Origin of the sequence: Photobacterium sp. (genome assembly GCF_033720175.1) — a bacterium.
Taxonomy (GTDB): Bacteria; Pseudomonadota; Gammaproteobacteria; order Enterobacterales; family Vibrionaceae; genus Photobacterium.
In genome coordinates this window covers 162737-186963 of sequence record NZ_JAWWDA010000005.1, presented here as the reverse complement: position 1 = coordinate 186963, position 24227 = coordinate 162737, and the positions used below count along the sequence as shown (strand labels likewise).

The window sequence follows — 24227 nt, the reverse complement described above, 5'->3', positions numbered from 1 at the left end:
TTACACCTCGATTCGAAGAATTTTCCGTATCCAGATCAGGCCGATAAACATACTGACAGCGGTTACAGAGAGAATGGTGGTACCTTGTTCTGATTCAAAAAGCGGGGTGAGGTAGTCAGGGTTACTGAAATATAGAACAATAAATAAAACAAACGGAACTAACATCAATACCCAGGCTGACATTCGCCCTTCAGCAGACAGCGTTTTCACTTTTCGCATCAGACGAAATCGTGCTCTGATAACTTCTGAAAGTTTTTCAAGAGTTTCTGCTAAGTTACCCCCGGTCTCTTTTTGAATGATAACGGCGCTGTTGAAGGCTAATACGCTGATCGAAGGGTTGCGATGTGCAAGGTTTGCTAAAGCTACTTTAATATCGACACCGTAGTTGAGTTCAACAAAGGTTTTACCGAACTCAACCGAGACCGGCGCTGGCATCTCTTGACTGACGGTTTTCATTACTTCGCTAAAAGGATATCCGGTTAATAAAGCGCGTTTCATTACATCAAGCGCTTCAACAAACTGTTCTTCAAACAGGCTAAGACGCTGCTCAGCTTTGTATCTGAGCCATAATGAAAAAACAAGCAGAATGGCTAGCGGCGTTAGCAGGGTTATAGGCAGGCTATGAGTGACAAGTAGTATGACGAGACTACAGATGAAAGCAGTCAGTGCTAACCAAATAGCTGTTCTGTAGGCTTTCCACTCAAGTCCAGCTAAAGAGAGTTTTTCGCCTAAAAACTCACCTAGCCGGTTGTTTTCCATCCAGCGCTCAGTGTTGCTGAGTTTGTCCAAATAATTTTTTCGTAATAATGATTGCTGATGTTGTGCATTGCCTGTTTCGGCGATCATGTCGAGTTGGTTTTTTAACAGGCGAGAGCGTTTGGCTCTGGTACCGTTAGAAGACACTAATACCGTTTGCGAAATCACCACCACCGCAATAAAAAAAACCAATAAATAGAGTTCGAGACTGCTCTCCATCAGAACCCTCCTAAGCCATTATTTGGCGTGAAGTAAGAGTATGGTAAATCAATGCCCATATGTTTAAAGGCTTCAATAAACGAGGGGACATTACCTGTCGCCTGATAGTTGCCCAGCACATTGCCGTTTTCGTCGATACCAGTACGTTTGAAGGTAAAAAGTTCGGTCATTGTAATGACATCACCTTCCATACCGTTGAGTTCAACAATGCTGGTGATTCGACGCTTACCATCTTCCATTCTGCGTAGCTGGATGACGATATGGATAGCAGAAGCGATCTGAGTTCTGACGTTTTTCGTTGGCATATTCCAGCCGGCCATGGCAAACATGTTTTCGATACGGCCCAGTGCATCACGAGGGGTATTGGCGTGGATGGTTGTCATAGAACCATCATGACCGGTGTTCATCGCTGCAAGCATATCGACGGCTTCGCCACCTCGGACTTCGCCGACCACAATACGATCAGGCCGCATTCGAAGTGAGTTAATCACGAGTTCCCGCTGGGTAATTGCCCCCCGGCCTTCGATATTCGGTGGCCGGGTTTCGAGTCGAACAATATGGGGCTGTTGTAATTGAAGCTCGGCTGAATCCTCAATGGTAATGATGCGTTCGGTTTCAGGAATAAAACAGGAGCAGATGTTAAGTGTGGTGGTTTTTCCTGAGCCGGTACCACCAGAAATTAAAATATTGAGACGTCCCTTAACGATAGCCTGAAGGAAATGTGCCATTTCTTGATTAAGGGTGCCATAGTCGAGTAATTGTTCGACTTGCAGTCGTTCAACAGCGAAGCGACGGATAGAGAGCGATGGACCATCAATGGCTAACGGGGGAATGATGGCATTAACCCGTGAACCATCTTTCAGGCGGGCATCTACCATCGGAGAGCTTTCGTCAATGCGGCGCCCAACCAGAGACACAATGCGATCAATGACATTCAGTAAGTGGCTGTCATCACGAAATTGGGCTTCTGTCGCTTCCAGTTTACCTTTACGTTCGACATAAATCTGATCATAACCATTAACTAAAATATCGGAGATGGACGTATCTTTTAACAGTGGCTCAAGCGGGCCTAATCCCAGAATTTCGTCGCCGATCTCATCAATTATGCGTTTACGATTTTCGGCATTCAGAGGAACATTTTGTTCCAGCAATAACATTGCTGCGGTCTCTGAAACTTGTGTCCTTGCCTGAACGGGGTCCAGGGTTTCAAGCAAAGAAAGGTCAAGTGAATTGAACAGGGAGTCAAGTAATTCTCGTTTGATACGCTTGTCACTGTTAGTTGTCGATGGTGAATGCGTCGTAAGATTGGCATCTTCCCTTTTAATGTTGTCAGTGACGGGCTCTGAAGCCTGATCTTTTTTAAAAAACATGCTCAACTCCTTTTAAAAAAACATGCTTAACTGGTTAAAAACGAGAATAAGCGTTTAATGCCGTGTGCTTCGTCTGGTGTCTTATTCAAAATACAGTTCGCTGCAACCCGCATTCCCTTGACTATTGGCCGTTTGACATAATTAACCGCCAATAACTCACCGAGGTTGGTTGCTGCACTGACCGATTGATAGTCATTCGGTATTAATATTAGTTCATTGACATGCAATGTTTTTTTTATTTCATCAGGTTCGATGTCAATACTTTTGGAATAACGGTTAACGATGATTTTAAGGTGATTTTCATTGATACCAAGCAGGTGCTTCAATTGTTTTATCAGATTGGCTGCTTCACTAATCGCAGGAACATTTTGTTGTACTACGATAAAAATGTTATTGGCCTCCGCCAGTGCGGGCAGGGTGCTATTTTCGAGCCCTCTGGACAGGTCAACGACGACATGATCAAAATTATTTCTGAGTTGTAACAGAAAACGATTGAATGCAAGCGCATTTATTGTCGGAATTTTATCAAGAAGATCATCACTCCGACTTGAAATAAAACGCAATCCGGATTCGTGTTTAGTTAACAGTCCGTCAATGGCATATTCATCCAATTCCTCGACTTGGTTGAGTGCATCGCTGAGTATGAATTTTGGTTGTGCTGATAATAAGCTGGGTATACAGCCAAATTGTGCATCTGTATCAATTAACACTGGGTTAGTCGTTTTCTCCAGAGCAAGCATATGTGCAACAGTGGTAGCAATAATTGATGAGCCCATTCCACCTTTAGCATTCATAAATACGCTGACGTCGCCTAATCGAGCCGTATTTCTTTTTTTACCAGCACAGTCGTACAAGATTTGATCGAGTTCAATTTCATTGAAGGGAATGCTTAAAACATCTTTAATGCCGCATTTTAAGGCTTGCCGCATCAGTGAAGTATCTACGTTTTCTGCGAGCAGAACAATATCGGGTATTTTCGTTGTGTTGGTTTGATTAAATTGATTGACAATTGCAAGCCAGTCCGTTTTACCGTCAACAACGACTAAGTCTGGCAATACTTTATTCCCGTCATTGTTTAATAAAGCCCTTGATTCAAGGTCAGAAAAACCTTTAAATCGGGCATTAGACCAATGCCCGACATATGAAGACAGGTGATGGAGAAACGCTTCATCATGAGTGATTATCCAACCATCTATTAAGGTTGCTAACGGTTGTTTAACGTTTTCATTTTTAGTCTGAATTGAATGTAAATTATCCATACATCACCTTAGCAGTCTGTAAAACCCGTTCTAGTAACACCCAGACTTTCTCTAGGTAATATTGTCGAAAAGTCAGGGGCAGTAAAATCAACATCAAAAGTCGCTAAAGGAATGATGAGATTAATTTGATAGTTGATAATCCTGGCTTCAATAAAACTGATGTCATTAAATTTAGCCGGAGTTGTGAGGTCTCCTGTAATTGGAGTACCGTCTTCGCCAAGATAACGGAGTTCAATATTGGCGGCGGTAAAATTGGGTAGCGGCACACTATCGATGAAAGCAGAAGTGATGACATCGGTTTGTTCTGTTGCTGATACCTGACAAACACTGGCTATTCGTGCCGCACGCCGAGTGGTTTCATTTAATGTATGCCAGGTAAACATTAATCGTCCAAATTCAATGATCGCAAAAATAAGGATAAAGAACAGTGATGCAACAATAGTAAACTCAACAATTGTTACCCCGTGTTGTTTTCTTTTATTTGCTGCTCTGTTCATAACAACATCCTCATGGTGTAGCTTGATGTCATATTAAAATTTAAAGAAATGGCATCCCCAGAAAAGAAATTAGGTAATTGGTTAAGTACAGGTTGAAATGGATAGATAATTTCAACCTGCACATGACTGCCGTTCAGAGTAACAGAGACTTGTTCGGTTTTTAAGAATGGAAGCCGCGCGTCTCCTCCGCCATTGATATTACCGTAGACCGCTAAGTTCTTGGCATTATCTATATCAATTTGATTTAAGTGATAGTTACCTGATGAACCCGTAGCGATTGTATTTATCAAATATCGGGTACTGTCACGGCTCAACTTTTCTAATTCCGTATAAAGAAAAAATGCACGACCCAACTCCAGGATAGAGAGCAGGAGAAATAACAGGATGGGAAGAATGATGGTAAATTCAACCATTGCTAACCCTTTTATGCTTTTGGCTGCTTTCATCATGAGTCCTCGCTATCCGGGTCTTTATATAACTGGATTTTATAAGGGCCTATTTCACTGGGGATATTACTTGCTTTGCTGGCGTTGACTGGGCATTTGTCGAGAAATTGACCGATGATCCATGAGTTGCCACTTTCACCGCCATTGCTATCAACGTGAGTGGTGACACTTGAAGGCTGTGTCAGGAAGAAGCACCCAAGTCCTTTCAGAGGGATATCCATTCTGCCACCAGTCTTAGTTATCTTGTCACATTTTAGAATTGGTACGCTGATTATACGGCGATAATACCCTGATGCCTGGCAGGTTGAATCACCGATGCAGGTTTTATAATCATTTTCTGCAAATTCCTCATCCATGTATGTCTGGTTATACGTTTCATAGTTGTAAACATCATCCAGCGTCAGAGTTGGTCTGTAGATATTGACCGGGGTGCCATCTTCATTAAATACCGGGATTCGTTTGTTAGGATCATCGGGATATTCAGGATCAGGCTCAGTTTTTTGTACGGTTTCAACCTGAGCAGGCCCCCGGTACTCGGTCACTTTATCGGCAGGGTAGAGTTCCTGATCTTTTTTCATACTTCCGGAATAAAAGCCAAACCGGGTGTCTATACCGTCCGTTGGCCCAACCATGTTGCCCGGTTCGCTGGTAATGGGTTCATCTTCAACAACACTCAGGCAGGCGTCAAAACTACCTGCAAGTGCCTCTTTATAGGAGTTGGCACCTGAAATGGGATTGCCAGAGGCATCTTGTAGTGCCATTGGCATAAAGTTACCTGCGCCTATGCTGGAATCCTGTGAGGATGATGCCTTAAGAACATGCAGCGAATCTTTTTTATAGCCTGAAATTGTACTTGGATCCTCGTCTCCTTCGCAGATACTCAGTGGGACAATGTTACACGTTGATGCCACTTTTGTGCTCGGCCCAGCAACAGCGGAAGCACGAACGCTCATATCAATGTTGAAGATGGTGACTAAAAAATCGGGGATATCAACATTTTCTATACGTATCCTGACATAGGGCGAGTTCTCGGTGCTGGTGGCGGGATTAAAGGGTAATGTTTCTGAAAAGTCATAGCTGATACTGGTGCTATCAACTGTCAAAGCGTTAAAACCGTTTAATGCAAGGTTATCGGCAATGGTCTGATTGCCGGCAGCGATAGCAGCAGCGTGGTCACTACCCAAATCGATGGATTTAGCCGCACTGAGTGCGGCTGTATCGGCCAGATTTTGTAGCTTACCTTTTGATAAAATAAGGTTGCCAACATCAAGAGCCAGAGCACCAGCACCAATCAACACTGCCATTGCTAAAGTGGCGAAAACAGCCACTACACCTTTTTGCGAACGGTATGATGAGGTCATGCATTGTTTCATAGTCATTTTGCACCTCTAAACTCTAAACTTTGAGTTACTGCTGATTGTTATAGTTAATCAGGAAGAAGCTCTTTTGTTTTCACTTTCTCGGCTTCTTCTCCCTTATGATTAGAGCGAATAGCCTTACTTGCTTTTTCGCCACTGAAAGGGGGCGAATTTTCAGGGACTCTGTTTTCAGCCAACGGATCGACCGTTTGCATTCGAATTAGCTGATTTTGGCTATCTCCTAATTTCATGTCGTTAGCACAGGCAGTGACAGTCAAAGAGCTGACAACTAAGAGCATTATTGTTTTATCCATTTTCAAAGTCCCTCTATAAGCTATGACCAAATTGGCCTTCAGAGCCGGCATCTGGTGAAATGTTGTATGTAGAGGTAGCTGAGTCCTGAGAGAGATTGTCCGCTGAAACATCTTTATGCTTCAGTTCACTCATGCGACCTAGCAGGTAGTATTCCCAGTCATTGGGCTCAACAAAGCTGTCTGTTGGTAAGCTGATATCTTGCTGTCTGACAGGCTTGGCTAATCGAGGGGTGACAAGAATAACAAGTTCGGTTTCCCCTTTACGAAACGACTGGCTACGGAACAGTTGACCAATCACTGGCAGATCGCCAAGGCCGGGTAGTTTTTCGACGACATCGGTAATATTTTCACTCAGTAAACCTGCAATGCCGATTGTCTGACCATTGCCTAATTCAACGGTTGTCTTGGCACTTCGCTTGGTTAGTGCGGGAACAAAAAATTGCGTTCCTGTTCCACTGGGAGTAAGAGTAAGTGCATTTTGCGTTGAGATTTCGCTCACTTCGATATTAAGCGCCAGGTTAATGCTGTCTGCAGACATCACTGTCGGGAGGAATTTCAAACCGACACCAAACTCTTTATATTCAATGGTGATACCATCATCATCCGGTACCGGTACCGGGAACTCACCACCTGATAAGAACTCGGCTTGCTCACCGCTGAGTGCGGTTAATGTCGGCTCCGCCAGCACCTTCGCCAGGCCATTGGTCTTGGCAATATTAAGCGCGGTGGCAAATATGGTATTTCCGGTCATAAAGCTGGCAAACAGACCGCTGTCTTCAATATTCAGCAATCCCGTAATTGCATCGACACTCGTATCACCACCAACAGGCAGAGTTGCCCCGCCATTTACTCCACCCCAGGTCCAGTTACTATTATTGCGAGCGAAGACGAAATTTGAATCAAATTCGCGTACCAAGGAGCGCTGAACTTCTGCAACCGTCACTTCCAACATTATTTGATGTGAGCCGCCGACGGTCATCAGGTTAATAATGCCTGCGTTATCGCCTGAAAAAGTACGGGCAATCTCGACAGCAGTATCAACTTTGGCGGCACTTGTTACCTCACCACTGAGAACCAACTTGTTTTGACTGGTAAATACAGAGACTTTCTCACTCGGCATAAACTCATAAAGTTTCGTTTTTAAAGCATTCAGGTCATGGGTGACTTCGACGTCTAACACGCTAATAAGGCGCCCTTTCGAATCCCAGATAATCACGTTGGTTGTACCCAGTGTTTTTCCTAATACATAAATTTTGTTGGAACGCAGAATTAATATGTCTGCGACCTCTGGGTTTCCGACAGATATTTTCTTGGCTTGCCCAGGAATTTCGACAAGACGAGATTTATTTTGTGGCACGGTAATACTTTCCGTTCTTGCCGCAAACGTATTGAAACTAATGCCAAGCCCTAACAATAGGACAAGAATTGATATCAGCCGGCCGAAATCAAACTTGTTTATAAGTGGATTATCCATGTTATCAACTCCCTGTATTTAGATGCGTACATTGACACGACTTGTTTTAGTTCCCTTTATTACGGTGACGGCATCTGTTGTTCGGCGATAAACTCGCTGAGGTTTTTCTTCCGGGTCATTCGGATTCCGTAAAGCGAGTTGTAGTTCCCCTTTTGACTTTGCTGTAATCAGGGTTTCAACTTGTTTTGGCGTGACTTCCAGTGTAACGGCCCGGACGATAATCGGTTTGGATTCATCGGTGCGTGCGGTTTGATCTACGGCCAGTATTTTGATTTTTTTGAGAACGGTCGATGCTCTGTTTACTTTTTCTTGGGCATAAATAACGTCTACGAAATCGCCAGGTAAAAGGAAACCAGCGACCCCAATTACGTCGTTAACCCGAATAGTAACGGCACGCATCTTCGGTGCGATTAATGCTGCTAAGGTTGTTCCTTCTCCGGGGGCAACTAAACGCTCTTTACGGATGATATCCCCTTGAAACATTTCATTTCGGGCCAGTTTACCAATAACTTGTTCAATCTGTTCGTATCCGCTGGTCGACATAAGGTCTGCAGGGTAGTGTTCGACTTGTAAATGTTTCGCCTCAATTTTAGTGCCAAGAGGTATGCCCATCTGAGCAATTACTCGGGCAACTTTGGGTTCTTCCTTAATTGTCGGCTGAACTGGTTGTGTATACTCCGCTTGTTTTTCCTCAGATAAATTGGCTTGTTTTTGTTGTAGCCAGTTATTGGCCAGCAGTAATGCACCGGTTCCCATTAAAATGGAAACAAATAACATTAATATTACTTTTCCTTTAGCCATGAGTTTCTCCTGCTTTACTTGTGGTCATTCATGGTTATTCTGAGTCGACTTGGTCGACGAAATAACTGTTCCAGACACCTTCAATCAGTTGTTGGTCTATTTGAGGTGATAGTTGGAAAAAATCGATTTGATTACTGCACATCAATACCAAGTCTCGTGGATAACATGGCAAGAAAGGTACACTGTGTTCGATATGTAACTTATTGACCACGAGCATAAGACTATCTTTAGCTAGTGCAATACCGTGTTTATTACACTCTTGCTGCCATAGGAAATAGTAATCAGCCTGTGAAATAGGCTCAAATTGAATTTTATAGCCAATACGCCGCAAGAATGCGTCGTCAGCGAGTCGGCTTGGATGAATGTTTGATGAAAAAACAAGTACCTGCTCAAAAGGAATATCGAAGTGTTCACCTGATGCCATTGAAAGGTAATCGATTCGCTCCTCCAGAGGTACAATCCAACGGTTTAGAATCGCATCGATAGATATTTTCTGGCGGCCTAAGTCATCAATTAACAAAATGCCGTTATTGGCTTTCATTTGCAGAGGGGCTCGATTAATTTTGTAGGTGGGATCCATCGATACTTCGAGCATTTCTGCTGTGAGTTCACCACCCACAACGACTTCGGGTCTTTTACAAAGCACTAATCTGTCGTCATGGCCGTCATCGAGACGCAAGCTTTTGGTGTTCAAGCCTTCTTTTTTTATGCTTTGATTAACAGGTGGCTTGACCATTTCATGAATAATTGGGTCAAATACTTGCAGTACCTGGTGGCCAATACAAACAGCATAAGGAATGAGTACATTCGATTTAAATAGTCTGACCAGGCGGCGAGAAACATACGTCTTACCTGTTCCCGGAAGACCGTAAATAAAAATCGCTCGTCCAGAATTTAACGCCGGCCCAAGTTGAGCAACAAGCTTGTCGTTTAAAATCAGATCATTAAGCCCTGCTGTCAGTGAATCGGGGGTGACCGCTTCACGTTTTGACGACTGGCGTACGACTAATTGTTTGTATAGTTCAAGCGGAATCGGTACCGGGCCAAGATAGCCATCGCGCTGGAGTTCTTGTTGCGCAAATTGCCTGCCTTTTTGAGTTAAACCATAGCGCATTCCGCGGTCAAATCTGCCATCGGATCGGACTTCAACCAGTGCTTCTGCTTTCAGTTTCTGCAGAAGTAGATCAACAAGGTTACCCGATAAGGCAAGTGATTGAGATAAGGACGGTACATCTAAATCCGTAGCCTGCGATAAATGTTTCAGCAGCAGCGTTTCCAGTATTCGAGCGGGAATACCGGTTTGTTCAAGCGTACGCGGCTTTGGTACTAACTCACTTAGCGCATCAGGGGCGCACTTTTCAGAATTGAGCAATACTGACGATGCTGAATTGATCATGCTAACCCCTCTAATTGGTATTAAAAAGTTCTGCTATAACAAATAGTAAAATAATCCGTTAAAACAAATAAAACTCACAGTAAATCGTCGCTAGCAGTATGGCTCCTCCCATCGGAACTGCACCGGCTGCCACAGAGTTTGGTTGCGACGGCTGGTAGATGCGATAGATGAGAACATCTCGCCACCGTTTGAGCATATTAAGAAGTTCGCCGTAACAGGCCAGTCGTAAAACAGCGAGACTCCCAGCGGTTAAGACCGCCATGGCAATAAGCAAAATAATGTTCGGATACCCGACAATGGCGCCTAATGCCGCCAGTAGTTTCGCATCCCCCGCACCAAATAAGCCCACTATATGAAGCAGGATAGAAATCAGAAGCCCTACGAACAGTCCCAATAGGGCATCTGGTAATGAAATGGATTGAATCGAGCCTAACCCAATGGTCGTCATTGCTGATTGCACTAATCCAACCGTAATTATTGCAATAACCGCTTTATTGGGGATTTTGCAGTCTCTGAGATCGTAGAGTGCTGCATAAATCATGATGCTTATGATCATTAGGCTCATATCAATCCTTTTTGAGCTGGCAAGGTTTCATACATCCTTACTGTTTCATTCCCATTAGGGAGTCACCGTCCCACTAGCTGCATCTGTAAGATCATTAATGGTGTTTTCAACTGCGTCGCCTAACAAGCTGAATGCGGTAACGACACCCACGGCCACTAATGCACCGGCAATGGCATATTCCACCGTTGTTAAGCCTTCTTCATCACGGCAAAATTCAATTAAATACTGCTTTAAGTTATTCATCTTTGTCACTCCCGATTTGGATATCAAGGTCGTCCGTTATGTGTACCACTTTAAAACGAATTAAAGTGGTATGTTGCTACTGTGTTGCTAATTTAAAACTAGTTGAATATCAGAAAAGTACTAGCTATTTTTTGTTTTAAATTTTTATTTTTTTTACAAGTTATTGTTTAAATTCGTATTTTATGTGTATTTTCTTGCGTCAAAATAATGACGGGCGGTGGTATTAAATGACATGTTAAGGAATCAGGTTAGCAAGCCTGACAATGCTGTTTTTTACGACCGCACCTAACGAGGTAAAGGCTAATAAGAGACTAAAAGTCACTGATGAACCTGCAATCGCGTATTCCACTGTGGTTAAGCCTTCTTCATCAGTACAAAAATCAGTTAAATTCATCTTTAACTTAACCATGCTTGGTATTCACGTGCTGTTTTTACATTCAATTGAAGAATGTTGTTATTTGAAGATTAGTATAAGGTATAAAATAGTGGTATTTATTTGTTTTTATGCGTATTCAGGAATGCCATTTTATTTTAAGCGTATGTATTACATCGGTTATTTTTTTTGTTTTCTGTGGTTGATTAATGTTATTTATGATAAATAAATCGCTATGACGTGGTGTTATCCCTCTTTGTGCAGAGTGTTTTGCTTTAGCTTCTATACTTGATTTATTGCTTTGGTTTTCAATGATACCAATCATTTATCTGGTGAAAGCGTCACCATTGGGCTTCATCAGAAAGAACAGCTCAAGCGCACGAGTGCGTTTGAATGCTATTGCTGCGGATTGAGAGAAAACAACATTGTAGGAACTTTAATAATGAAGACAGAAATTACTCGTTGGTTAGCGCGAGACCCTGACCCTAAAACACGTGAAGAACTACAGCAGCTCATTGATTCGAATAAGGAAGAGGAATTATCTGCCCGGTTTGCTAGCCGTTTGGAATTTGGGACGGCAGGATTGCGTGGTCTGGTGGGGGCAGGCCCGAACCGGATGAACCGACTGGTGATTCAAGAGACGGCAACGGGCCTCGGCCAGTATTTGCTCGCGACTGAAAAAGATGCCGCATTTCGGGGGGTTGTGATCGGGTATGACGGACGGCCGGACTCAAAACAGTTTGCCCATGATACGGCTGCGGCTCTGACAGGGCAGGGGATCAAAGTGTACCTGACGGTTAAGGTATCCCCGACACCGCTAGTGGCTTATGGCGTGACTCATATAGATACGGCGGCAGGTGTAGTGGTAACTGCGAGCCATAATCCGCCTGCTTATAATGGTTTTAAGGTGTACTGGGGCAATGGCGCGCAAATTATTCCGCCACATGATTCAGGTATTGCGGCTGAAATCGATAAAGCGGCGAAGCAAAACCTTCACCTGATGGATCTGGAACAGGCTCAGCAGCAAGGCCTGTTAGTGTGGCTTGATGATGATTTTTATCAGGCCTACCGCCACACCATGAATACGAATGTACTGCTTTCAAATCATACCCAGCCTGATGGGATCAGCCTGGCGTACACCGCTATGCATGGGGTTGGGGCGGAGATGGCAGAAAGCTTGCTGAAAGATGCCGGTTTTAATCAGGTATATAGTGTCGCCGCTCAGCGTGAACCGGATGGTACTTTTCCTACTGTCAACTTCCCGAATCCGGAAGAGGCGGGGGCGATGGACATGGTGATTGCAGAAGCCAAACAGCATAATGCGACACTGGCTTGTGCAAACGATCCTGATGCTGATCGCTTTGCTGTCGCGGTGCGTAAAGAAGATGGCGAATATCAGATGCTGACAGGCGATCAGGTTGGTGTTTTGCTGGGATATTACTTGCTTAATCACGCCGAAGCCGGTCAGAACCTGGTCGGATCAACAATTGTTTCTTCCAGTTTATTAGAACAAATAGCCAAATCTGCCGGGGCCAATTATTTTCAGACGTTGACAGGGTTTAAATGGCTGACAAATATCGCAATGCAGCGCCAGACCGAAGAGAGTCGATTCCTGTTTGCTTACGAAGAAGCACTCGGCTATACCGTTGGCAGCGAAGTGTGGGATAAAGATGGTTTATCGGCATTGGTCGCGTTTGCCCAGCTAACGGCAGAGCTCGCCGCAAATGGAAAAACGGTGTGGGATCAGCTGGAAGCTATTTACCGAGAACACGGCTTATACCTGAATGCGCAAAAGAGTATCGCGCTGGATCCCAGTGCGCCGGCAATCGGTGAAACATTACGTATTAATCCACCGGTTGATATTGCAGGTCGGCGCGTAGTGGTTACAGATGACTTAAAGTCATCACTTAAAATCTATGCTGATGGTAAAACTGAAGCCATTGATTTACCTGCCAGTGATGTGTTGATCTACCGTTTAGAGGATGGTTCCCGTGTGATTGTTCGCCCTTCTGGCACTGAACCAAAACTCAAATGTTACTATGAGGTGATTGAACCGATGAGGCGTGAAGATACATTTGATTTTGCGGAACAGAGAGCGAATATTTCAATGAACGATCTTATTACACAGCATCAGGCTTCAATTTCAAGAGGGTAACGACTCTTCTTATTGCTGTTTTAATTAGAGACTTACAGTAACAGTGAAGCCGCATTAAGCGGCTTCTTTGTTATTTTAGTCGCGAGGGTATATCTGTTTTATGCGTTCAGCTTATTCTTTTTATTAATATTCTGATCGTGAATTTCAGCATAGTTGTGCAGTAACTCGGTCAGTATTTTGACCCAGCCAAAAGCATTATCCGGGGCGGTATCAAGCAGTGACTCAACCTGCTCACAGTGTTCTTCCAGTGAAACGGCTTCTTCCAGATTGAAAGACAGGGCATAGAAATGCCATAGGATCAGTCGGATCATGCGATCAGCATTTTGCTTTGCATTCTCTGATTCTGAAAAGGCACCTTTGACTTCACCTAATGCAATGGCCGTCATGCGTAACATGGCATCGAACTGCGCTGACTTCATCCGGTCGTCGCTATCGATCTCTTCCTGATCGAAGGTGAATAGCTCTTGCATCACATCTTCCGGCACCATACGGCTGATAACTCGGAGACTGAACTCTTCCAGTTCATGGCGTGGCATGGTCACCAGGCAGTCAAATTTATAATCGCGTTCCATAGTTATTCTCAGCAGTTGGATCAACGGGCGCGTATTTTGAGGGATTTTTCTCTCGGTCGCAACTATTGCTCAGACTTTGACAGAGGCATGACACGCTGTGATGGCTGTTTCTCTATCCTGCCCAAAACAGATCTCACAGCCTGATCAACCTTATTGGGTGGTGTGAACCATTTATTAACACTCAGAATGCTCTGAGTGGAGTTAGTACAGATCCCTATGACGACATCAGACAAGCAAAAACAGCCTGAATCCGATCACAAGCCGGAGTCAGAATTAAAGCCTGATCCGGTATTAAAGCAAGGCGCAGCACGCCAGCCACCAAGTAAACGAAAGTGGCTGAAATTGGGCGGTATTGGCGCCGTTATGTTTACCTCAATCAGTATGGTATGGATGGGGTTTTCACTTAACCAGACAGTGACGGAGAAGTTTGAAGGGCAGTTGTGGCAACTGCCATCCATCGTGTATGCCCGCGAACTGACTCTTCAGCCCGGTACGCCAATCCGATATGAAGATTTGGTGAATGAGCTGGAGGTGCTGAAGTACCAGAAGGTTAATGCGCCGCGTCGAAGTGGCGAATATTCAACCGGACGACTGAACGTTGAGTTTATCCGCCGTCCGTTTGAGTTTAAAGAAGGCAGCGAAGATCAGCGTCATGTGGTTGTGGAGTTTGATTACTCGGCGGTGAAACGTATTTATGAGGCAAAGACGCAGCGAGAATTAGGCTTTTTGCGTATTGAACCGAAAATGTTAGGCATGTTGGAAGCCCGAGCTGAAGAGCAACGTATTTACTTGCCGAAAGATGAAATGCCGGAGCCTTTGATTGATGCATTGATCGCAACGGAAGATCGAAATTTTTATCAGCATGATGGCGTCTCTCCGGTTGCCATTGGCCGTGCATTTTTGGCGAACTTGAAAGCAGGCCGCACGGTTCAGGGGGGAAGTACCCTGACTCAGCAGCTGGCAAAGAACCTGTTTTTGAGCAGCGAGCGCAGTTTATGGCGTAAATTCCGCGAAGCGTATATGGCGCTGATCATTGATTATCGCTATGACAAAGATCAGATCCTCGATGCCTATCTTAACCAGGTGTATCTGGCACAAAGTGGTGCTGATGCGGTCCATGGTTTTGCATTGGGGGCGCGGTTCTATTTTGGGCGTCCGCTTTCTGAGTTACGTATCGATCAGCAGGCCTTGTTGGTCGGGTTGGTAAAAGGGCCGTCGTATTATAATCCGTGGCGTTACCCTGAACGTGCAAAACAGCGCCGTGATTTAGTGCTGAAAATGATGTTTGATAATGGTCAGTTAGAACAAGACGAGTATGACATCGCCATTAAGCGCTCCATTGGGGTGCAAGATAAAGGTCGGTTGGCAAATCGACAGCCCGCCTATTTTGAACAGCTTAAGCACGAACTTGAAGAAAATGTCGGCGATAACTACCAGCCAGGAAAAGGGCTGCGTTTATTCACGTCGTTAGATCCGCTTTCGCAAGAAAAAGCAGAGCAAGCGGTACGAAATGCAATTCCTAAGCTTGAAAAACAGGCCGGAAAAGAGCTGGAAACGGCAATGGTGATTGCAGATAGACGATCTGGTGAAATTCGAGCGATGGTCGGGGGAAGTCGTCCCGGTTATGCCGGTTTCAACCGGGCGATTGATGCAAAACGACCAATAGGCTCTATTGTTAAGCCCGCGATCTATCTTGCCGCACTTGAGCAGCCTGAGCGTTTTTCACTGGCGACCACGCTCCAAGACCGTCCGCTGACCTTGAAGGGGGCGAAAGGAGAGGACTGGTCACCGCGCAATTATGACCGGCAATATCACGGTGAAGTGCCGTTGTTTATGGCACTGGCGAAGTCGTACAATATTCCGACGGTCAACTTAGGCATGGCGGTTGGTATAGACAATGTTATCGACACGATGGAAAAGCTCGGAGTCGATCGTAAAGAAGTCCCTAAGCTGCCATCAATGTTACTGGGCGCGTTTACCTTAACGCCGCTGGAAGTGACTCAGATGTACCAGACCATTGCCAGTGGCGGCCATAAAGCCAACCTGACCGCATTAACGGCAGTTACCGATAGTGAAGGTAATGTGCTTTATCAGAACTGGCCGAAATCTTCACCTGCCGTATCTGAACAAGCTGCCTGGCTGACCATGTACGGTATGCAAAAAGTGGTGAGTTTAGGCACCGGACGTTACCTGAATACCCAGTTCGCATCGTCGCATTTGGCTGGAAAAACGGGCACGTCGGATAATGGCCGAGATAGTTGGTATGTCGGTGTGGATGGTCGTGAGGTCGTGACGGTCTGGATGGGCCGGGATGATAATAAAAGTGTCAACTTAACCGGGTCTTCTGGCGCATTGCGTTTATATGCTGATTATATTCAGCGTCGTGATCCTGAAGCGTTAGTACTGCGCCGGCCCGCAAAGGTCACTGATTTTTCTTATCGACAATCTCAGAGTGGCAGTTTCTCTCAAAGTTGCCTCGGTCAAACTACATTGCCCGCCTGGGATCCCAGCGGCCGCTTAAAACCCAGCTGTGTAAATAATGTCGAACGCTTCTTCCAGCGGTTACTCGATTGGTGATTTTTAATCTGTAATGGTTAGGCCTGTTTATCTCCCCACATTGCAAAACGGTTGAAAGATAAACAGGCTCCAAAAAGAGGATTTATGAAAACAGGCCAACTTACGTTAGAATAGCCGACCTTTCATGCTCCTAAACTGACGTAGACGAACTGAGCCATGCGATTATTAAACTCTTCAGTGCATCCTGATATCGAAAACCTGGATGCTCGTATTTTCCACCGTAAGGCTGCCCGTGGCATTATCTTGAATGGTGAAGACATTTTGATGCTATACACCGCACGCTACCATGACTATACCCTGCCCGGTGGTGGGATAGATGATGGTGAAGATGCTGAAGCGGGTCTGATCCGTGAACTTCAGGAAGAAACGGGGGCGCAAAATATACGAGACATTAAAGAATTTGGTTTATATGAAGAATATCGTCCCTGGTATAAGCCCGAGCACGATATCGTTCATATGGAGTCTTACTGTTTTGTGTGTACGGTCGATGCTGAGTTAGGTGAAACGCGGCTTGAAGATTACGAAATCAAAAACGGCATGAAGCCTGTCTGGATGAATATCTATGATGCGATTGCACATAATGAAGACACTATGGCGAACAGTGAAAAGAAAGGTATGTCGATTGAGCGTGAAACATTTTTGCTTAAATTGATTGCAGAAGAACTTCTGCCGTCGCTCGCGTTAAAACAAGCGAGTTAATAAAAACGTTTGTTGATAATAGTGATGATTAAAAAAACCTGCGAAAGCAGGTTTTTTTATCGCTGTCGCTTTTGTTTCGTTATTAATCATTATCTAATTCCTATGGTGGCTCAATAATAATAAAAAAATAACAAGTAATTCACCTATATTGATTGAATCAGAAACCCAAAAATAGGAACATTCTTGATGAGACTACACCATGTATTGATCACTGGCTGTGCTTTATTAGCAGGGCTACCCGCCACAGTGTTTGCTGACTGGATGTTGGATAATGCGCAGTCGAATGTCAATTTCTTATCGGTAAAAAATGCGGCGGTGACAGAAATTCATCAATTCAGAGAGTTAAGCGGATCGGTCTCTGAGCGTGGTGATGTAATTGTTTCGATTGATCTTACCAGCGTTGATACACTGATCCCTGTTCGGGATGAACGCATGAACAAGATGCTATTTGAAACAGAGTTGTTTCCAGTCGCCACACTGATGGCGCAAGTTGATAAAGCGGCGTTGGTGGCTCTAAAACCGGGTCAAACTATGTCTCTCGAAGCTGAAGTCGATCTGGACCTTCATGGCAAGAAGCAGCTTTTAGTCGCCAATTTGCAAGTGGTGGGATTAGAGAATGGCGGGATTTTGGTTAACACCATCAAGCCTGTCGTGATTGACAGCAAGAACTTCGCGTTGGATAAAGGGGTGGAGGCGCTTCAGAATATCGCGAATTTAAACTCTATCGCGACGAGTGTTCCCGTTAATGTTCGTCTCACGTTTGTGCAGAACACAAAGAAAGAATGACAACACCACCCTGATCCGTGAATTAGTCTCATGTGCTGTTTAACGTGTATTTAAAGGAATAAATATGAACCATGTGCGCTTTAATGACCGTTTATTATCACCCAGTAAAATCGTCTGTGTAGGCCGTAACTATGTCGAACATATTCATGAGTTAGGTAACGAGATACCTGAACACATGGTGTTATTCATTAAACCGAACTCTGCGATTACAGCAAGTCTTACCGCTTTTCATGGCAATGATAAATTGCACTATGAAGGCGAAATTGCTTATCTTTATCAAGGCGGTAAATTTGTGGCTGCCGGTTTTGGTTTCGATTTGACTAAGCGTGCTGTGCAGAGTGCCTTAAAGGCGAAATCTTTACCTTGGGAGCGCAGCAAGGCTTTTAATGGTTCTGCGGTATTTAGTGAGTTTGTGCTGCTGCCAGAAAATGCGCAGCCATTGGGATTGACTCTGTATATTAACGACAGATTGGTACAGCAGGGTGACACGACCTTAATGCTGTATCAACCGGATGAGATCCTCGCCGAGATACAGACCTTTATACAGTTAGAAGATGGCGATATTGTCATGACAGGCACACCAAAAGGTGTGGGCAGAGTGAAAGCGGGCGATGTCTATACTGGTGCGTTAGTGCAAAATGATCAGCTTCTGGTTCGCCAGTCATGGTTAGCTCAAGAGAGTTAACCTGCTGCCATGATTGTTGAAATCGAAGAGCGTGTTACACTGATTTTATAAGTCCGGTGCTAGGTTATAAGGATTGCTTAAGCGATGTTTGAAAAAGAACATTTGGTAAAGCTTGCGAATGTAAAAATGCCGTTTGGTAAATACAGTGGTCGGGTATTAATCGATTTGCCAGAAGAGTATTTGCTGTGGTTTCGAAAACAGGGTTTTCCAGATGGAGAGCTGGGAACGCTGATGGCGTTGGCATTAGAGTTCAAAATCGAAGGCTTGGAAAGTATTATCAGGCCATTAAAACGTGTGTGATTATTAGTTTAAATAAGAGCCCGCAGTTTATCGCTGCGGGCTTTCTGTTATCTGGCGGTTTTTGTAACGTAAGCGCCCATTTCTCCCCATATTCCGATACTCGAATCCTTCCGCGACTGGTTGGATAAAGCTGCCGCAAAACTGCTACCTCAAAGCCCAATGGGGAAAGCGGTCAGTTATGCGCTCAAACAGTGGGTCTACTTGGAAAGGTACGTTGAGGATGGCGACTATCCGATAGATAACAACCGTGTCGAACGGGAAATCCGTCCTGTTGCGACCGGGCTGGAGGCATGGCTGTTCGCCGATACACAAAGTGGTGCTGATGCGAGTGCGACCTTGTTAAGTATCATGCTCACCTGCCGTGCCAATGAGGGGAAACCGTATACTTATCTGCGTCATGTACTGACAGAACTACCACAGCGAGAACAAGGTTGTGATGTCAGTGATCTCTTGCCTTATAGCAATACGACCGTTCAATAGCGAGGTGGATGGGAACACTCGCTTACTTTTCAACCGATCATAAAGCGTACAAGTCTCTATTGCTCTTCTCTGTTTTGAAAAAGTTGGATCAATATATCTGATCTTCATCCTTTTTATTTCGTACTGAAAAAAATGTTGGTTATAATTGCCAGCGACTATATTCAACTGTTTGCATTAATGATCTTGTCAGTGAGGCTATATGGATAATGACCCGTTAGGTGAAGCGAATCGCCGACCACTTGCCGTTCGTGATGTTATTATAACCAGATGTATCGCAATTTGGTTAAGTCAGAAGAACATCACTCCTAATCAAATTTCTCTGATGAGTATGGCGTTTGCTCTTATGGGCATTGGAGCAATGCTCAGTTACCACTTTTTTTACTTTAACGTTTTTCTTCTGATTGCTGCACTGTGCATTCAAATGCGTCTGCTGTGTAACTTGTTTGATGGCATGGTGGCCGTCGAAGGTGGTAAGAAAACACCCGCAGGTGAACTGTTTAATGATGTGCCTGATCGCATTGCAGATCCTTTATTCATTGTAGCAGGAGGTTTTGCTACACAGTCAGTATTTGGAATGTCTTTAGCATGGAGCTGTGCGCTGATTGCTGTCTTAACTGCGTATGTGAGAGTATTAGGTGTGAGTATGGGGTGTCCTGCTGACTTCCGAGGCCCAATGGCCAAGCAGCACCGAATGGCATTGCTGACATTTACTTTTGTTTTTCTTTTTATCCATCGAAGTTTTGAGTTATTACCTGCGGTTTTTGATTACAGTATGGATATGGCTTTATTGATCATGTTGGTTGGCAGTATTTTCACTACTTGGTGTCGATTAGCTTCAATCTATCAGTTCAAAAATACGCAAGAACTCGGCAATGAGGTAAGGGACGGAAATGAATAAGATCCCCCCACACTCACTACAGATGATGGCGGCAATTATCGCCGTTCTTATTGTTGCTACTTTAGTTTACTTATGGCTATCTCGAAAACATCGTGACCGAGATTATCTCGAGTTAAAACTGCGTATTCGCTCGTGGTGGTGGATGATCGGTATTGTCTTTGTTGTGCTTTATCTGCCACTACAATACACGCTTTTCTTTGTCGGTTTCCTCAGTTTTATGGCTCTGAAAGAATTTCTTTCAATTGTTCCGACACGCATGGCTGATCGACGAGTGATCTTCTGGGCTTACCTTTCTATTCCTTTTCAGTATTACTGGCTGTCGATTGGCTGGTACGGAATGTTCATTATCTTCATTCCAGTTTACATGTTCCTCTATTTACCGATGGTGGCCGTTTTAATTGGAGAAACCAAAGGATTTATCCGTTCTGTTGGTGTTATCCATTGGGCACTCATGCTGACGGTATTCTGTATCAGCCACATGGCTTACTTGCTGGTGCTGCCAAGCCAAAACCCAGAGGCAAGTTCAATGGGGATGCTGTTGTTCCTCCTCGTGTTTACCCAGTTTAATGATGTCTGTCAGTACGTATGGGGTAAATCATTCGGCAAGCATAAAATTGTGCCAAAAGTCAGCCCGAACAAAACTTGGGAAGGCTTTGTTGGTGGCAGTTTTACTGTGATTGGTGTTTCTTATTTTATAGCCCCTTATCTGACACCTTTAACTTCTTTTCAGGGGCTGCTCGCAGGAATGATCATTGCGTTTAGTGGGTTTATCGGTGATTTGGTTATCTCTTCTGTAAAACGCGATTTGCAGATAAAAGATACCAGCCAGTTTATTCCCGGCCATGGCGGGATATTGGATCGTATTGACAGCTTAATGTTTACTGCTCCTTTGTTCTTCCACTATATCTATTATCTCTACTACTGAGGATTTATGGCTAAAATACTAAAAGTGTTATTTATACTGCTGATTGTAAAGCCACTTGTCTATATTGGTTTAGGGTTGAATATTATTGAGCGGCAAAACTTGCCAACCAAAGGGCCTGTCATTGTGGCTGCCAACCATAATAGCCACCTCGATACGCTGGTGTTGTTGGCGCTATTTCCAATTAGTTTGGTGCATCGTGTACGTCCTGTTGCGGCTGCGGATTACTTTTTGGCGAATCCCATTGTGTCTTGGTTATCACTCAACGTCATCGGCATTATCCCTATTCGTCGCGCCCCCTCTAAAAGTGAGCGTGCTGCCATTTTTGACGAATGCCATCACGCACTCAATCAGGGGGATATCCTGATCATCTTCCCAGAAGGAAGCCGAGGTGAGCCAGAAGTAATGAGCGGTTTAAAGAAAGGAATTTATCATTTAGTAAAGAACTATAACGGTTGTCCAGTGGTGCCTTTAGTTATGCGCGGACTCGGGCGCTCATTACCTAAAGGGACCGCCATGTTCGTCCCGTTTAATTGCGATGTTGTATTAGGGGAGCCTATTGTGGATTTCATCAGTTCAGAACATTTCGTCGATACCATGCAGGTGGAATACGACAAACTCAGCGAACTATGTATCGTGCAGGCTGTTGAGTCGAAATAAGCCATATACCCAAGTGACCTCAAGATGCAGGATTCAGAGTGAGCTCTGCGAGTTCAAATTGAAAAAGGGTAAAGCGCTGGCTTTACCCTTTTTGCTAACTCAAGCCAGCTTATACCAATCTGGAAAAGTATATGACTATTGACCAGATACTTATCCCGGTTGGTATTACTTGCCCATGTAAGCATAACCGGTCGTAAACGCCGCTTCCTGGAACTGACGTAGTCCAGTACTGCGGAAGTCAATCGCCAAAGGATTACGCTTCAGTTTTTGTTTTATTTCAGCGCTGCTGATGAAGTCTACTTCTAAGCCTTCTATCAGCTGGATCGCCGCTTCTAATTTGAAGCCAGTTGCACTGCCGGCAAATTTACCGCGGGTTTCGCGAGTTCGGATCACGACGCGATCAACCTTGTAATCATCCAACAGTTTTTTGAATGCGAATTGGAAATCTCTCATTTGTTGATTATCGAGAGAATCTTGCATGATGAACTTCTGAGTACGGCACTGAGGAATATCAAACAGACCATTTTGTAGAGACAGAAGGCAAATAATTGCCTCGTTGCTTCTTAGCTCAACTGCACAAACTTTCATGTAAACACCTAATTATTTTATTAACCAGTTATTATAGGCTAAAACACCGCCGCTTGTTAGACCTTCATGCGATTTTTTAAAACAAAAAACGCATGAATTGGATCTGTCCAAACGACTTCAAGGTGAAACGCCTCATGTATCTTGAAGGCGTTTGGCCAAAAGCCTGTTTATGAATAAATTGAGCCAATCATGTCAAGTTGGGTCAGGTATAACCGCATATCGAATTCAAGCTGGTGATAGTTAGGTTCCATGTGGCGGCAGAGTTGATAAAAAGCTTTGTTATGTTCCTTTTCTCTCAAGTGGGCAAGTTCATGAACTGCAATCATACGCAAAAAGGGAAGAGGAGCATTTTTAAAGACGCTGGCAACACGGATCTCATGCTTAGCTTTTAACTTCCCGCCTTGAATCCGGGAGACAAAAGTATGCAGGCCCAAAGCGTGATGAATGACATTGATTTTATTATCGTAATTCACTTTACTGATTGGGGCTGACTTCTTTAGATATTTATTTTTTATATCAATAACAAAATCATATAACGCCTTTTCCGTTTTGACATTGTGTGTGTCGGGATATTTGTTCAGCAAGAACGACGCCAATTTCTGATCATCGATCAGCTTTTTTACCTGCTCGGTTAAATGTACAGGATAGCCTTGGAGGTATTTAAATTCTGGCATTATGAAAATCTCGAAACTAACAAAGAAAAGCGCGAACTGATTCTATAAGTCTTACACTGGTGTGGCAATATAATCATACTATGTCGTGTCATTTAGGGTGTTTTATCAATGGCATCATCGCTCCTGTCGATAATAATCATTATTTTATCTATCGATTGTATATCCAGTGAAATACCTGACTCCTACTATTAGTATCTCAAATCGATGATCTTCTGATATTCTACCGGAGTACGTTAAAAGGAGTCAGGAATGTATCTGAAATTGCCACCGCCACTCGTCCTGCTGATAACATTGAGTGGGATGTATTTTCTTGCGACGTATTGGCCTTTATGGTCTTTTTCGTTTGCAGGTCAGCAGGTTATTGTACTTTTACTGTGCTTGATTGGGGCCATGTTAGGTTTGGCTAGTATCATCTCGTTTGCTAAAGCGCGCACCACCGTAGATCCTCACCGGCCCCACAAAGCGACGCGTTTGGTGACAACAGGGATTTATCGTTTTTCACGAAATCCGATGTATCTGTCTTTAGCGGTATTACTTGTCGCTGCATTTATCTATTTTGGTGCCATCTCTAGTCTGGTGATGATTCCATTATTTGTCTTTTATATGAATAACTTTCAGATAGAACCGGAAGAAGAGGTGCTATCTGAACTCTTCGGTGATGAATATCAACAATATTGTACTCAGGTGAGGCGCTGGTGTTAGGCGATTGACCATAGCAATGCAGGGGGTATTATGTGCGACAGTGATTTACTAACCCTGAATATTCGTTATGAAAAACCCTTTTGTTGCACGTTGGACCTCAGTTGGCAACACCTTATGCCTCGGGCACTGGGAGATGTCGTACAAGGGAAGTCGCCTTAGCATACCTCAAGAGCGTCTGGAAAAAGACATGGGAACTTACGGCATTTATAATTTTATGGATCCTGACGATCTTCTGTATGCGGAGGGGGATAAAGACGATGACTGGATTGTTGCAAATGTCGATTGGCTGGCCGATATGTTCGTCGAACACGACATTCCTATTGATGAAGAACATTTCAGACTTTTTTACCTGGCTGCGAATGCTGAAGACTGGCGCTGCGGTAGTTGTGGTGGGTGTTAAAGCTTTAGGCAAAATTGTAATCGGTGGTCAGATTTACCTGACCACGTTATAGCCCTTT

The 24227-nt window shown here is 44.2% G+C and carries 28 protein-coding genes; 12 read left to right on the top strand and 16 right to left on the bottom strand.

Translation table 11 applies throughout. From position 1 onward, the window contains the following. The 13 genes from R3289_RS07825 to R3289_RS07765 all read right to left on the bottom strand — a co-directional run bounded on the left by R3289_RS07825 (position 1) and on the right by R3289_RS07765 (position 11092). Positions 1–975, bottom strand: coding sequence for a type II secretion system F family protein (locus tag R3289_RS07825; protein ID WP_318924965.1), 975 nt, complete (start codon positions 973–975; stop codon positions 1–3). Further along, entirely contained in the window at positions 975–2345 is a 1371-nt protein-coding gene (locus R3289_RS07820) for a CpaF family protein (RefSeq protein WP_318924964.1), read from the bottom strand. The genes R3289_RS07825 and R3289_RS07820 overlap by 1 nt, the downstream gene beginning before the upstream one ends. A gap of 26 nt (positions 2346–2371) precedes the next feature. Further along, positions 2372–3604, bottom strand: coding sequence for an AAA family ATPase (locus R3289_RS07815; RefSeq protein WP_318924963.1), 1233 nt, complete (start codon positions 3602–3604; stop codon positions 2372–2374). Between the two features lie 8 nt (positions 3605–3612). Further along, a complete protein-coding gene (locus R3289_RS07810; RefSeq protein ID WP_318924962.1) occupies positions 3613–4101 on the bottom strand; it encodes a TadE family protein in 489 nt (162 codons plus the stop codon). Then, positions 4098–4550, bottom strand: a complete 453-nt coding sequence (locus R3289_RS07805) for a TadE/TadG family type IV pilus assembly protein (RefSeq protein ID WP_318924961.1) — start codon at positions 4548–4550, stop codon at positions 4098–4100. The genes R3289_RS07810 and R3289_RS07805 overlap by 4 nt, the downstream gene beginning before the upstream one ends. Next, positions 4547–5926: a pilus assembly protein TadG-related protein gene (locus R3289_RS07800; RefSeq protein WP_318924960.1), complete on the bottom strand. Its 1380-nt coding sequence runs from the start codon at positions 5924–5926 to the stop codon at positions 4547–4549. Before R3289_RS07800 ends, R3289_RS07805 begins: the two co-directional genes overlap by 4 nt. A gap of 47 nt (positions 5927–5973) precedes the next feature. Beyond that, complete coding sequence (locus R3289_RS07795; protein WP_318924959.1) at positions 5974–6219, bottom strand: hypothetical protein; 246 nt, start codon at positions 6217–6219, stop codon at positions 5974–5976. A gap of 13 nt (positions 6220–6232) precedes the next feature. After that, positions 6233–7693 (bottom strand): type II and III secretion system protein family protein, encoded by a 1461-nt coding sequence (locus R3289_RS07790; protein ID WP_318924958.1) that lies wholly within the window; start codon positions 7691–7693, stop codon positions 6233–6235. A gap of 18 nt (positions 7694–7711) precedes the next feature. After that, positions 7712–8494: a Flp pilus assembly protein CpaB gene (gene cpaB, locus R3289_RS07785; protein ID WP_318924957.1), complete on the bottom strand. Its 783-nt coding sequence runs from the start codon at positions 8492–8494 to the stop codon at positions 7712–7714. Between the two features lie 34 nt (positions 8495–8528). Beyond that, on the bottom strand, positions 8529–9890 hold the full coding sequence (locus R3289_RS07780) for an AAA family ATPase (RefSeq protein ID WP_318924956.1): 1362 nt from the start codon (positions 9888–9890) through the stop codon (positions 8529–8531). 58 nt (positions 9891–9948) lie between these two features. Continuing rightward, positions 9949–10455 (bottom strand): A24 family peptidase, encoded by a 507-nt coding sequence (locus R3289_RS07775; protein WP_318924955.1) that lies wholly within the window; start codon positions 10453–10455, stop codon positions 9949–9951. Between the two features lie 54 nt (positions 10456–10509). After that, a complete protein-coding gene (locus R3289_RS07770; protein ID WP_318924954.1) occupies positions 10510–10698 on the bottom strand; it encodes a Flp family type IVb pilin in 189 nt (62 codons plus the stop codon). Between the two features lie 235 nt (positions 10699–10933). Continuing rightward, positions 10934–11092 carry a Flp family type IVb pilin gene (locus R3289_RS07765; protein ID WP_318924953.1) on the bottom strand — a complete coding sequence of 53 codons (159 nt, stop codon included), beginning with the start codon at positions 11090–11092 and terminating at the stop codon, positions 10934–10936. Between the two features lie 421 nt (positions 11093–11513). Here R3289_RS07765 and R3289_RS07760 point away from each other — a divergent pair, with 421 nt between their 5' ends. Beyond that, positions 11514–13226 (top strand): phospho-sugar mutase, encoded by a 1713-nt coding sequence (locus R3289_RS07760; protein ID WP_318924952.1) that lies wholly within the window; start codon positions 11514–11516, stop codon positions 13224–13226. Between the two features lie 98 nt (positions 13227–13324). Here the strand turns inward: R3289_RS07760 and R3289_RS07755 are convergent, their stop codons facing one another. After that, positions 13325–13798: an exoribonuclease R gene (locus tag R3289_RS07755; protein ID WP_318924951.1), complete on the bottom strand. Its 474-nt coding sequence runs from the start codon at positions 13796–13798 to the stop codon at positions 13325–13327. Positions 13799–14014: 216 nt separating this feature from the next. Here R3289_RS07755 and mrcB point away from each other — a divergent pair, with 216 nt between their 5' ends. The 9 genes from mrcB to R3289_RS07710 all read left to right on the top strand — a co-directional run bounded on the left by mrcB (position 14015) and on the right by R3289_RS07710 (position 21805). Beyond that, positions 14015–16375, top strand: coding sequence for a penicillin-binding protein 1B (gene mrcB, locus R3289_RS07750; protein ID WP_413466688.1), 2361 nt, complete (start codon positions 14015–14017; stop codon positions 16373–16375). A 156-nt stretch (positions 16376–16531) separates the two neighbouring features. Then, positions 16532–17074, top strand: coding sequence for an NUDIX hydrolase (locus R3289_RS07745; protein WP_318924950.1), 543 nt, complete (start codon positions 16532–16534; stop codon positions 17072–17074). Positions 17075–17260: 186 nt separating this feature from the next. Next, positions 17261–17860, top strand: coding sequence for a YceI family protein (locus R3289_RS07740; RefSeq protein ID WP_318924949.1), 600 nt, complete (start codon positions 17261–17263; stop codon positions 17858–17860). A gap of 64 nt (positions 17861–17924) precedes the next feature. Further along, the gene (locus tag R3289_RS07735) at positions 17925–18545 is read left to right on the top strand and encodes a fumarylacetoacetate hydrolase family protein (RefSeq protein WP_318924948.1); all 621 of its coding nucleotides are present in this window, start codon (positions 17925–17927) and stop codon (positions 18543–18545) included. Between the two features lie 84 nt (positions 18546–18629). After that, positions 18630–18845, top strand: coding sequence for a DUF3820 family protein (locus tag R3289_RS07730; protein ID WP_318924947.1), 216 nt, complete (start codon positions 18630–18632; stop codon positions 18843–18845). A 78-nt stretch (positions 18846–18923) separates the two neighbouring features. After that, positions 18924–19325 carry an IS66 family transposase gene (locus R3289_RS07725; protein WP_318925035.1) on the top strand — a complete coding sequence of 134 codons (402 nt, stop codon included), beginning with the start codon at positions 18924–18926 and terminating at the stop codon, positions 19323–19325. A 199-nt stretch (positions 19326–19524) separates the two neighbouring features. Continuing rightward, entirely contained in the window at positions 19525–20223 is a 699-nt protein-coding gene (locus R3289_RS07720; protein WP_318924946.1) for a CDP-alcohol phosphatidyltransferase family protein, read from the top strand. Next, positions 20216–21148: a phosphatidate cytidylyltransferase gene (locus tag R3289_RS07715; protein ID WP_318924945.1), complete on the top strand. Its 933-nt coding sequence runs from the start codon at positions 20216–20218 to the stop codon at positions 21146–21148. Before R3289_RS07720 ends, R3289_RS07715 begins: the two co-directional genes overlap by 8 nt. A 6-nt stretch (positions 21149–21154) precedes the next feature. Further along, on the top strand, positions 21155–21805 hold the full coding sequence (locus tag R3289_RS07710) for a lysophospholipid acyltransferase family protein (RefSeq protein ID WP_318924944.1): 651 nt from the start codon (positions 21155–21157) through the stop codon (positions 21803–21805). Positions 21806–21970: 165 nt separating this feature from the next. Here R3289_RS07710 and R3289_RS07705 read toward each other — a convergent pair whose 3' ends face one another. Together R3289_RS07705 and R3289_RS07700 are read right to left on the bottom strand one after the other, a co-directional pair. Beyond that, on the bottom strand, positions 21971–22393 hold the full coding sequence (locus R3289_RS07705; RefSeq protein WP_318924943.1) for a DUF3010 family protein: 423 nt from the start codon (positions 22391–22393) through the stop codon (positions 21971–21973). 167 nt (positions 22394–22560) lie between these two features. After that, entirely contained in the window at positions 22561–23067 is a 507-nt protein-coding gene (locus tag R3289_RS07700; protein ID WP_318924942.1) for a M48 family metallopeptidase, read from the bottom strand. 249 nt (positions 23068–23316) lie between these two features. Between R3289_RS07700 and R3289_RS07695 the strand changes: the two genes are divergently transcribed. Both R3289_RS07695 and R3289_RS07690 read left to right on the top strand, forming a co-directional pair. Next, positions 23317–23769 (top strand): isoprenylcysteine carboxylmethyltransferase family protein, encoded by a 453-nt coding sequence (locus tag R3289_RS07695; protein WP_318924941.1) that lies wholly within the window; start codon positions 23317–23319, stop codon positions 23767–23769. Between the two features lie 67 nt (positions 23770–23836). Next, complete coding sequence (locus tag R3289_RS07690; RefSeq protein WP_318924940.1) at positions 23837–24169, top strand: hypothetical protein; 333 nt, start codon at positions 23837–23839, stop codon at positions 24167–24169. The last annotated feature ends 58 nt before the right edge of the window (positions 24170–24227 follow it).

What these genes read in the sequence shown, in the direction of transcription:
- R3289_RS07700 (WP_318924942.1), bottom strand. Translation starts at nt 23,067, where the DNA reads ATGCCAGAATTTAAATACCTCCAAGGCTATCCTGTACATTTAACCGAG.
- R3289_RS07690 (WP_318924940.1), top strand. Translation starts at nt 23,837, where the DNA reads ATGAAAAACCCTTTTGTTGCACGTTGGACCTCAGTTGGCAACACCTTA.
- R3289_RS07740 (WP_318924949.1), top strand. Translation starts at nt 17,261, where the DNA reads ATGAGACTACACCATGTATTGATCACTGGCTGTGCTTTATTAGCAGGG.
- R3289_RS07745 (WP_318924950.1), top strand. Translation starts at nt 16,532, where the DNA reads ATGCGATTATTAAACTCTTCAGTGCATCCTGATATCGAAAACCTGGAT.
- R3289_RS07705 (WP_318924943.1), bottom strand. Translation starts at nt 22,393, where the DNA reads ATGAAAGTTTGTGCAGTTGAGCTAAGAAGCAACGAGGCAATTATTTGC.
- R3289_RS07805 (WP_318924961.1), bottom strand. Translation starts at nt 4,550, where the DNA reads ATGATGAAAGCAGCCAAAAGCATAAAAGGGTTAGCAATGGTTGAATTT.
- R3289_RS07815 (WP_318924963.1), bottom strand. Translation starts at nt 3,604, where the DNA reads ATGGATAATTTACATTCAATTCAGACTAAAAATGAAAACGTTAAACAA.
- R3289_RS07825 (WP_318924965.1), bottom strand. Translation starts at nt 975, where the DNA reads ATGGAGAGCAGTCTCGAACTCTATTTATTGGTTTTTTTTATTGCGGTG.
- R3289_RS07800 (WP_318924960.1), bottom strand. Translation starts at nt 5,926, where the DNA reads ATGACTATGAAACAATGCATGACCTCATCATACCGTTCGCAAAAAGGT.
- R3289_RS07780 (WP_318924956.1), bottom strand. Translation starts at nt 9,890, where the DNA reads ATGATCAATTCAGCATCGTCAGTATTGCTCAATTCTGAAAAGTGCGCC.
- R3289_RS07755 (WP_318924951.1), bottom strand. Translation starts at nt 13,798, where the DNA reads ATGGAACGCGATTATAAATTTGACTGCCTGGTGACCATGCCACGCCAT.
- R3289_RS07760 (WP_318924952.1), top strand. Translation starts at nt 11,514, where the DNA reads ATGAAGACAGAAATTACTCGTTGGTTAGCGCGAGACCCTGACCCTAAA.
- R3289_RS07790 (WP_318924958.1), bottom strand. Translation starts at nt 7,693, where the DNA reads ATGGATAATCCACTTATAAACAAGTTTGATTTCGGCCGGCTGATATCA.
- R3289_RS07775 (WP_318924955.1), bottom strand. Translation starts at nt 10,455, where the DNA reads ATGAGCCTAATGATCATAAGCATCATGATTTATGCAGCACTCTACGAT.
- R3289_RS07765 (WP_318924953.1), bottom strand. Translation starts at nt 11,092, where the DNA reads ATGAATTTAACTGATTTTTGTACTGATGAAGAAGGCTTAACCACAGTG.
- mrcB (WP_413466688.1), top strand. Translation starts at nt 14,015, where the DNA reads ATGACGACATCAGACAAGCAAAAACAGCCTGAATCCGATCACAAGCCG.
- R3289_RS07770 (WP_318924954.1), bottom strand. Translation starts at nt 10,698, where the DNA reads ATGAATAACTTAAAGCAGTATTTAATTGAATTTTGCCGTGATGAAGAA.
- R3289_RS07695 (WP_318924941.1), top strand. Translation starts at nt 23,317, where the DNA reads ATGTATCTGAAATTGCCACCGCCACTCGTCCTGCTGATAACATTGAGT.
- R3289_RS07730 (WP_318924947.1), top strand. Translation starts at nt 18,630, where the DNA reads ATGTTTGAAAAAGAACATTTGGTAAAGCTTGCGAATGTAAAAATGCCG.
- R3289_RS07720 (WP_318924946.1), top strand. Translation starts at nt 19,525, where the DNA reads ATGGATAATGACCCGTTAGGTGAAGCGAATCGCCGACCACTTGCCGTT.
- R3289_RS07735 (WP_318924948.1), top strand. Translation starts at nt 17,925, where the DNA reads ATGAACCATGTGCGCTTTAATGACCGTTTATTATCACCCAGTAAAATC.
- cpaB (WP_318924957.1), bottom strand. Translation starts at nt 8,494, where the DNA reads ATGGCTAAAGGAAAAGTAATATTAATGTTATTTGTTTCCATTTTAATG.
- R3289_RS07795 (WP_318924959.1), bottom strand. Translation starts at nt 6,219, where the DNA reads ATGGATAAAACAATAATGCTCTTAGTTGTCAGCTCTTTGACTGTCACT.
- R3289_RS07820 (WP_318924964.1), bottom strand. Translation starts at nt 2,345, where the DNA reads ATGTTTTTTAAAAAAGATCAGGCTTCAGAGCCCGTCACTGACAACATT.
- R3289_RS07710 (WP_318924944.1), top strand. Translation starts at nt 21,155, where the DNA reads ATGGCTAAAATACTAAAAGTGTTATTTATACTGCTGATTGTAAAGCCA.
- R3289_RS07810 (WP_318924962.1), bottom strand. Translation starts at nt 4,101, where the DNA reads ATGAACAGAGCAGCAAATAAAAGAAAACAACACGGGGTAACAATTGTT.
- R3289_RS07715 (WP_318924945.1), top strand. Translation starts at nt 20,216, where the DNA reads ATGAATAAGATCCCCCCACACTCACTACAGATGATGGCGGCAATTATC.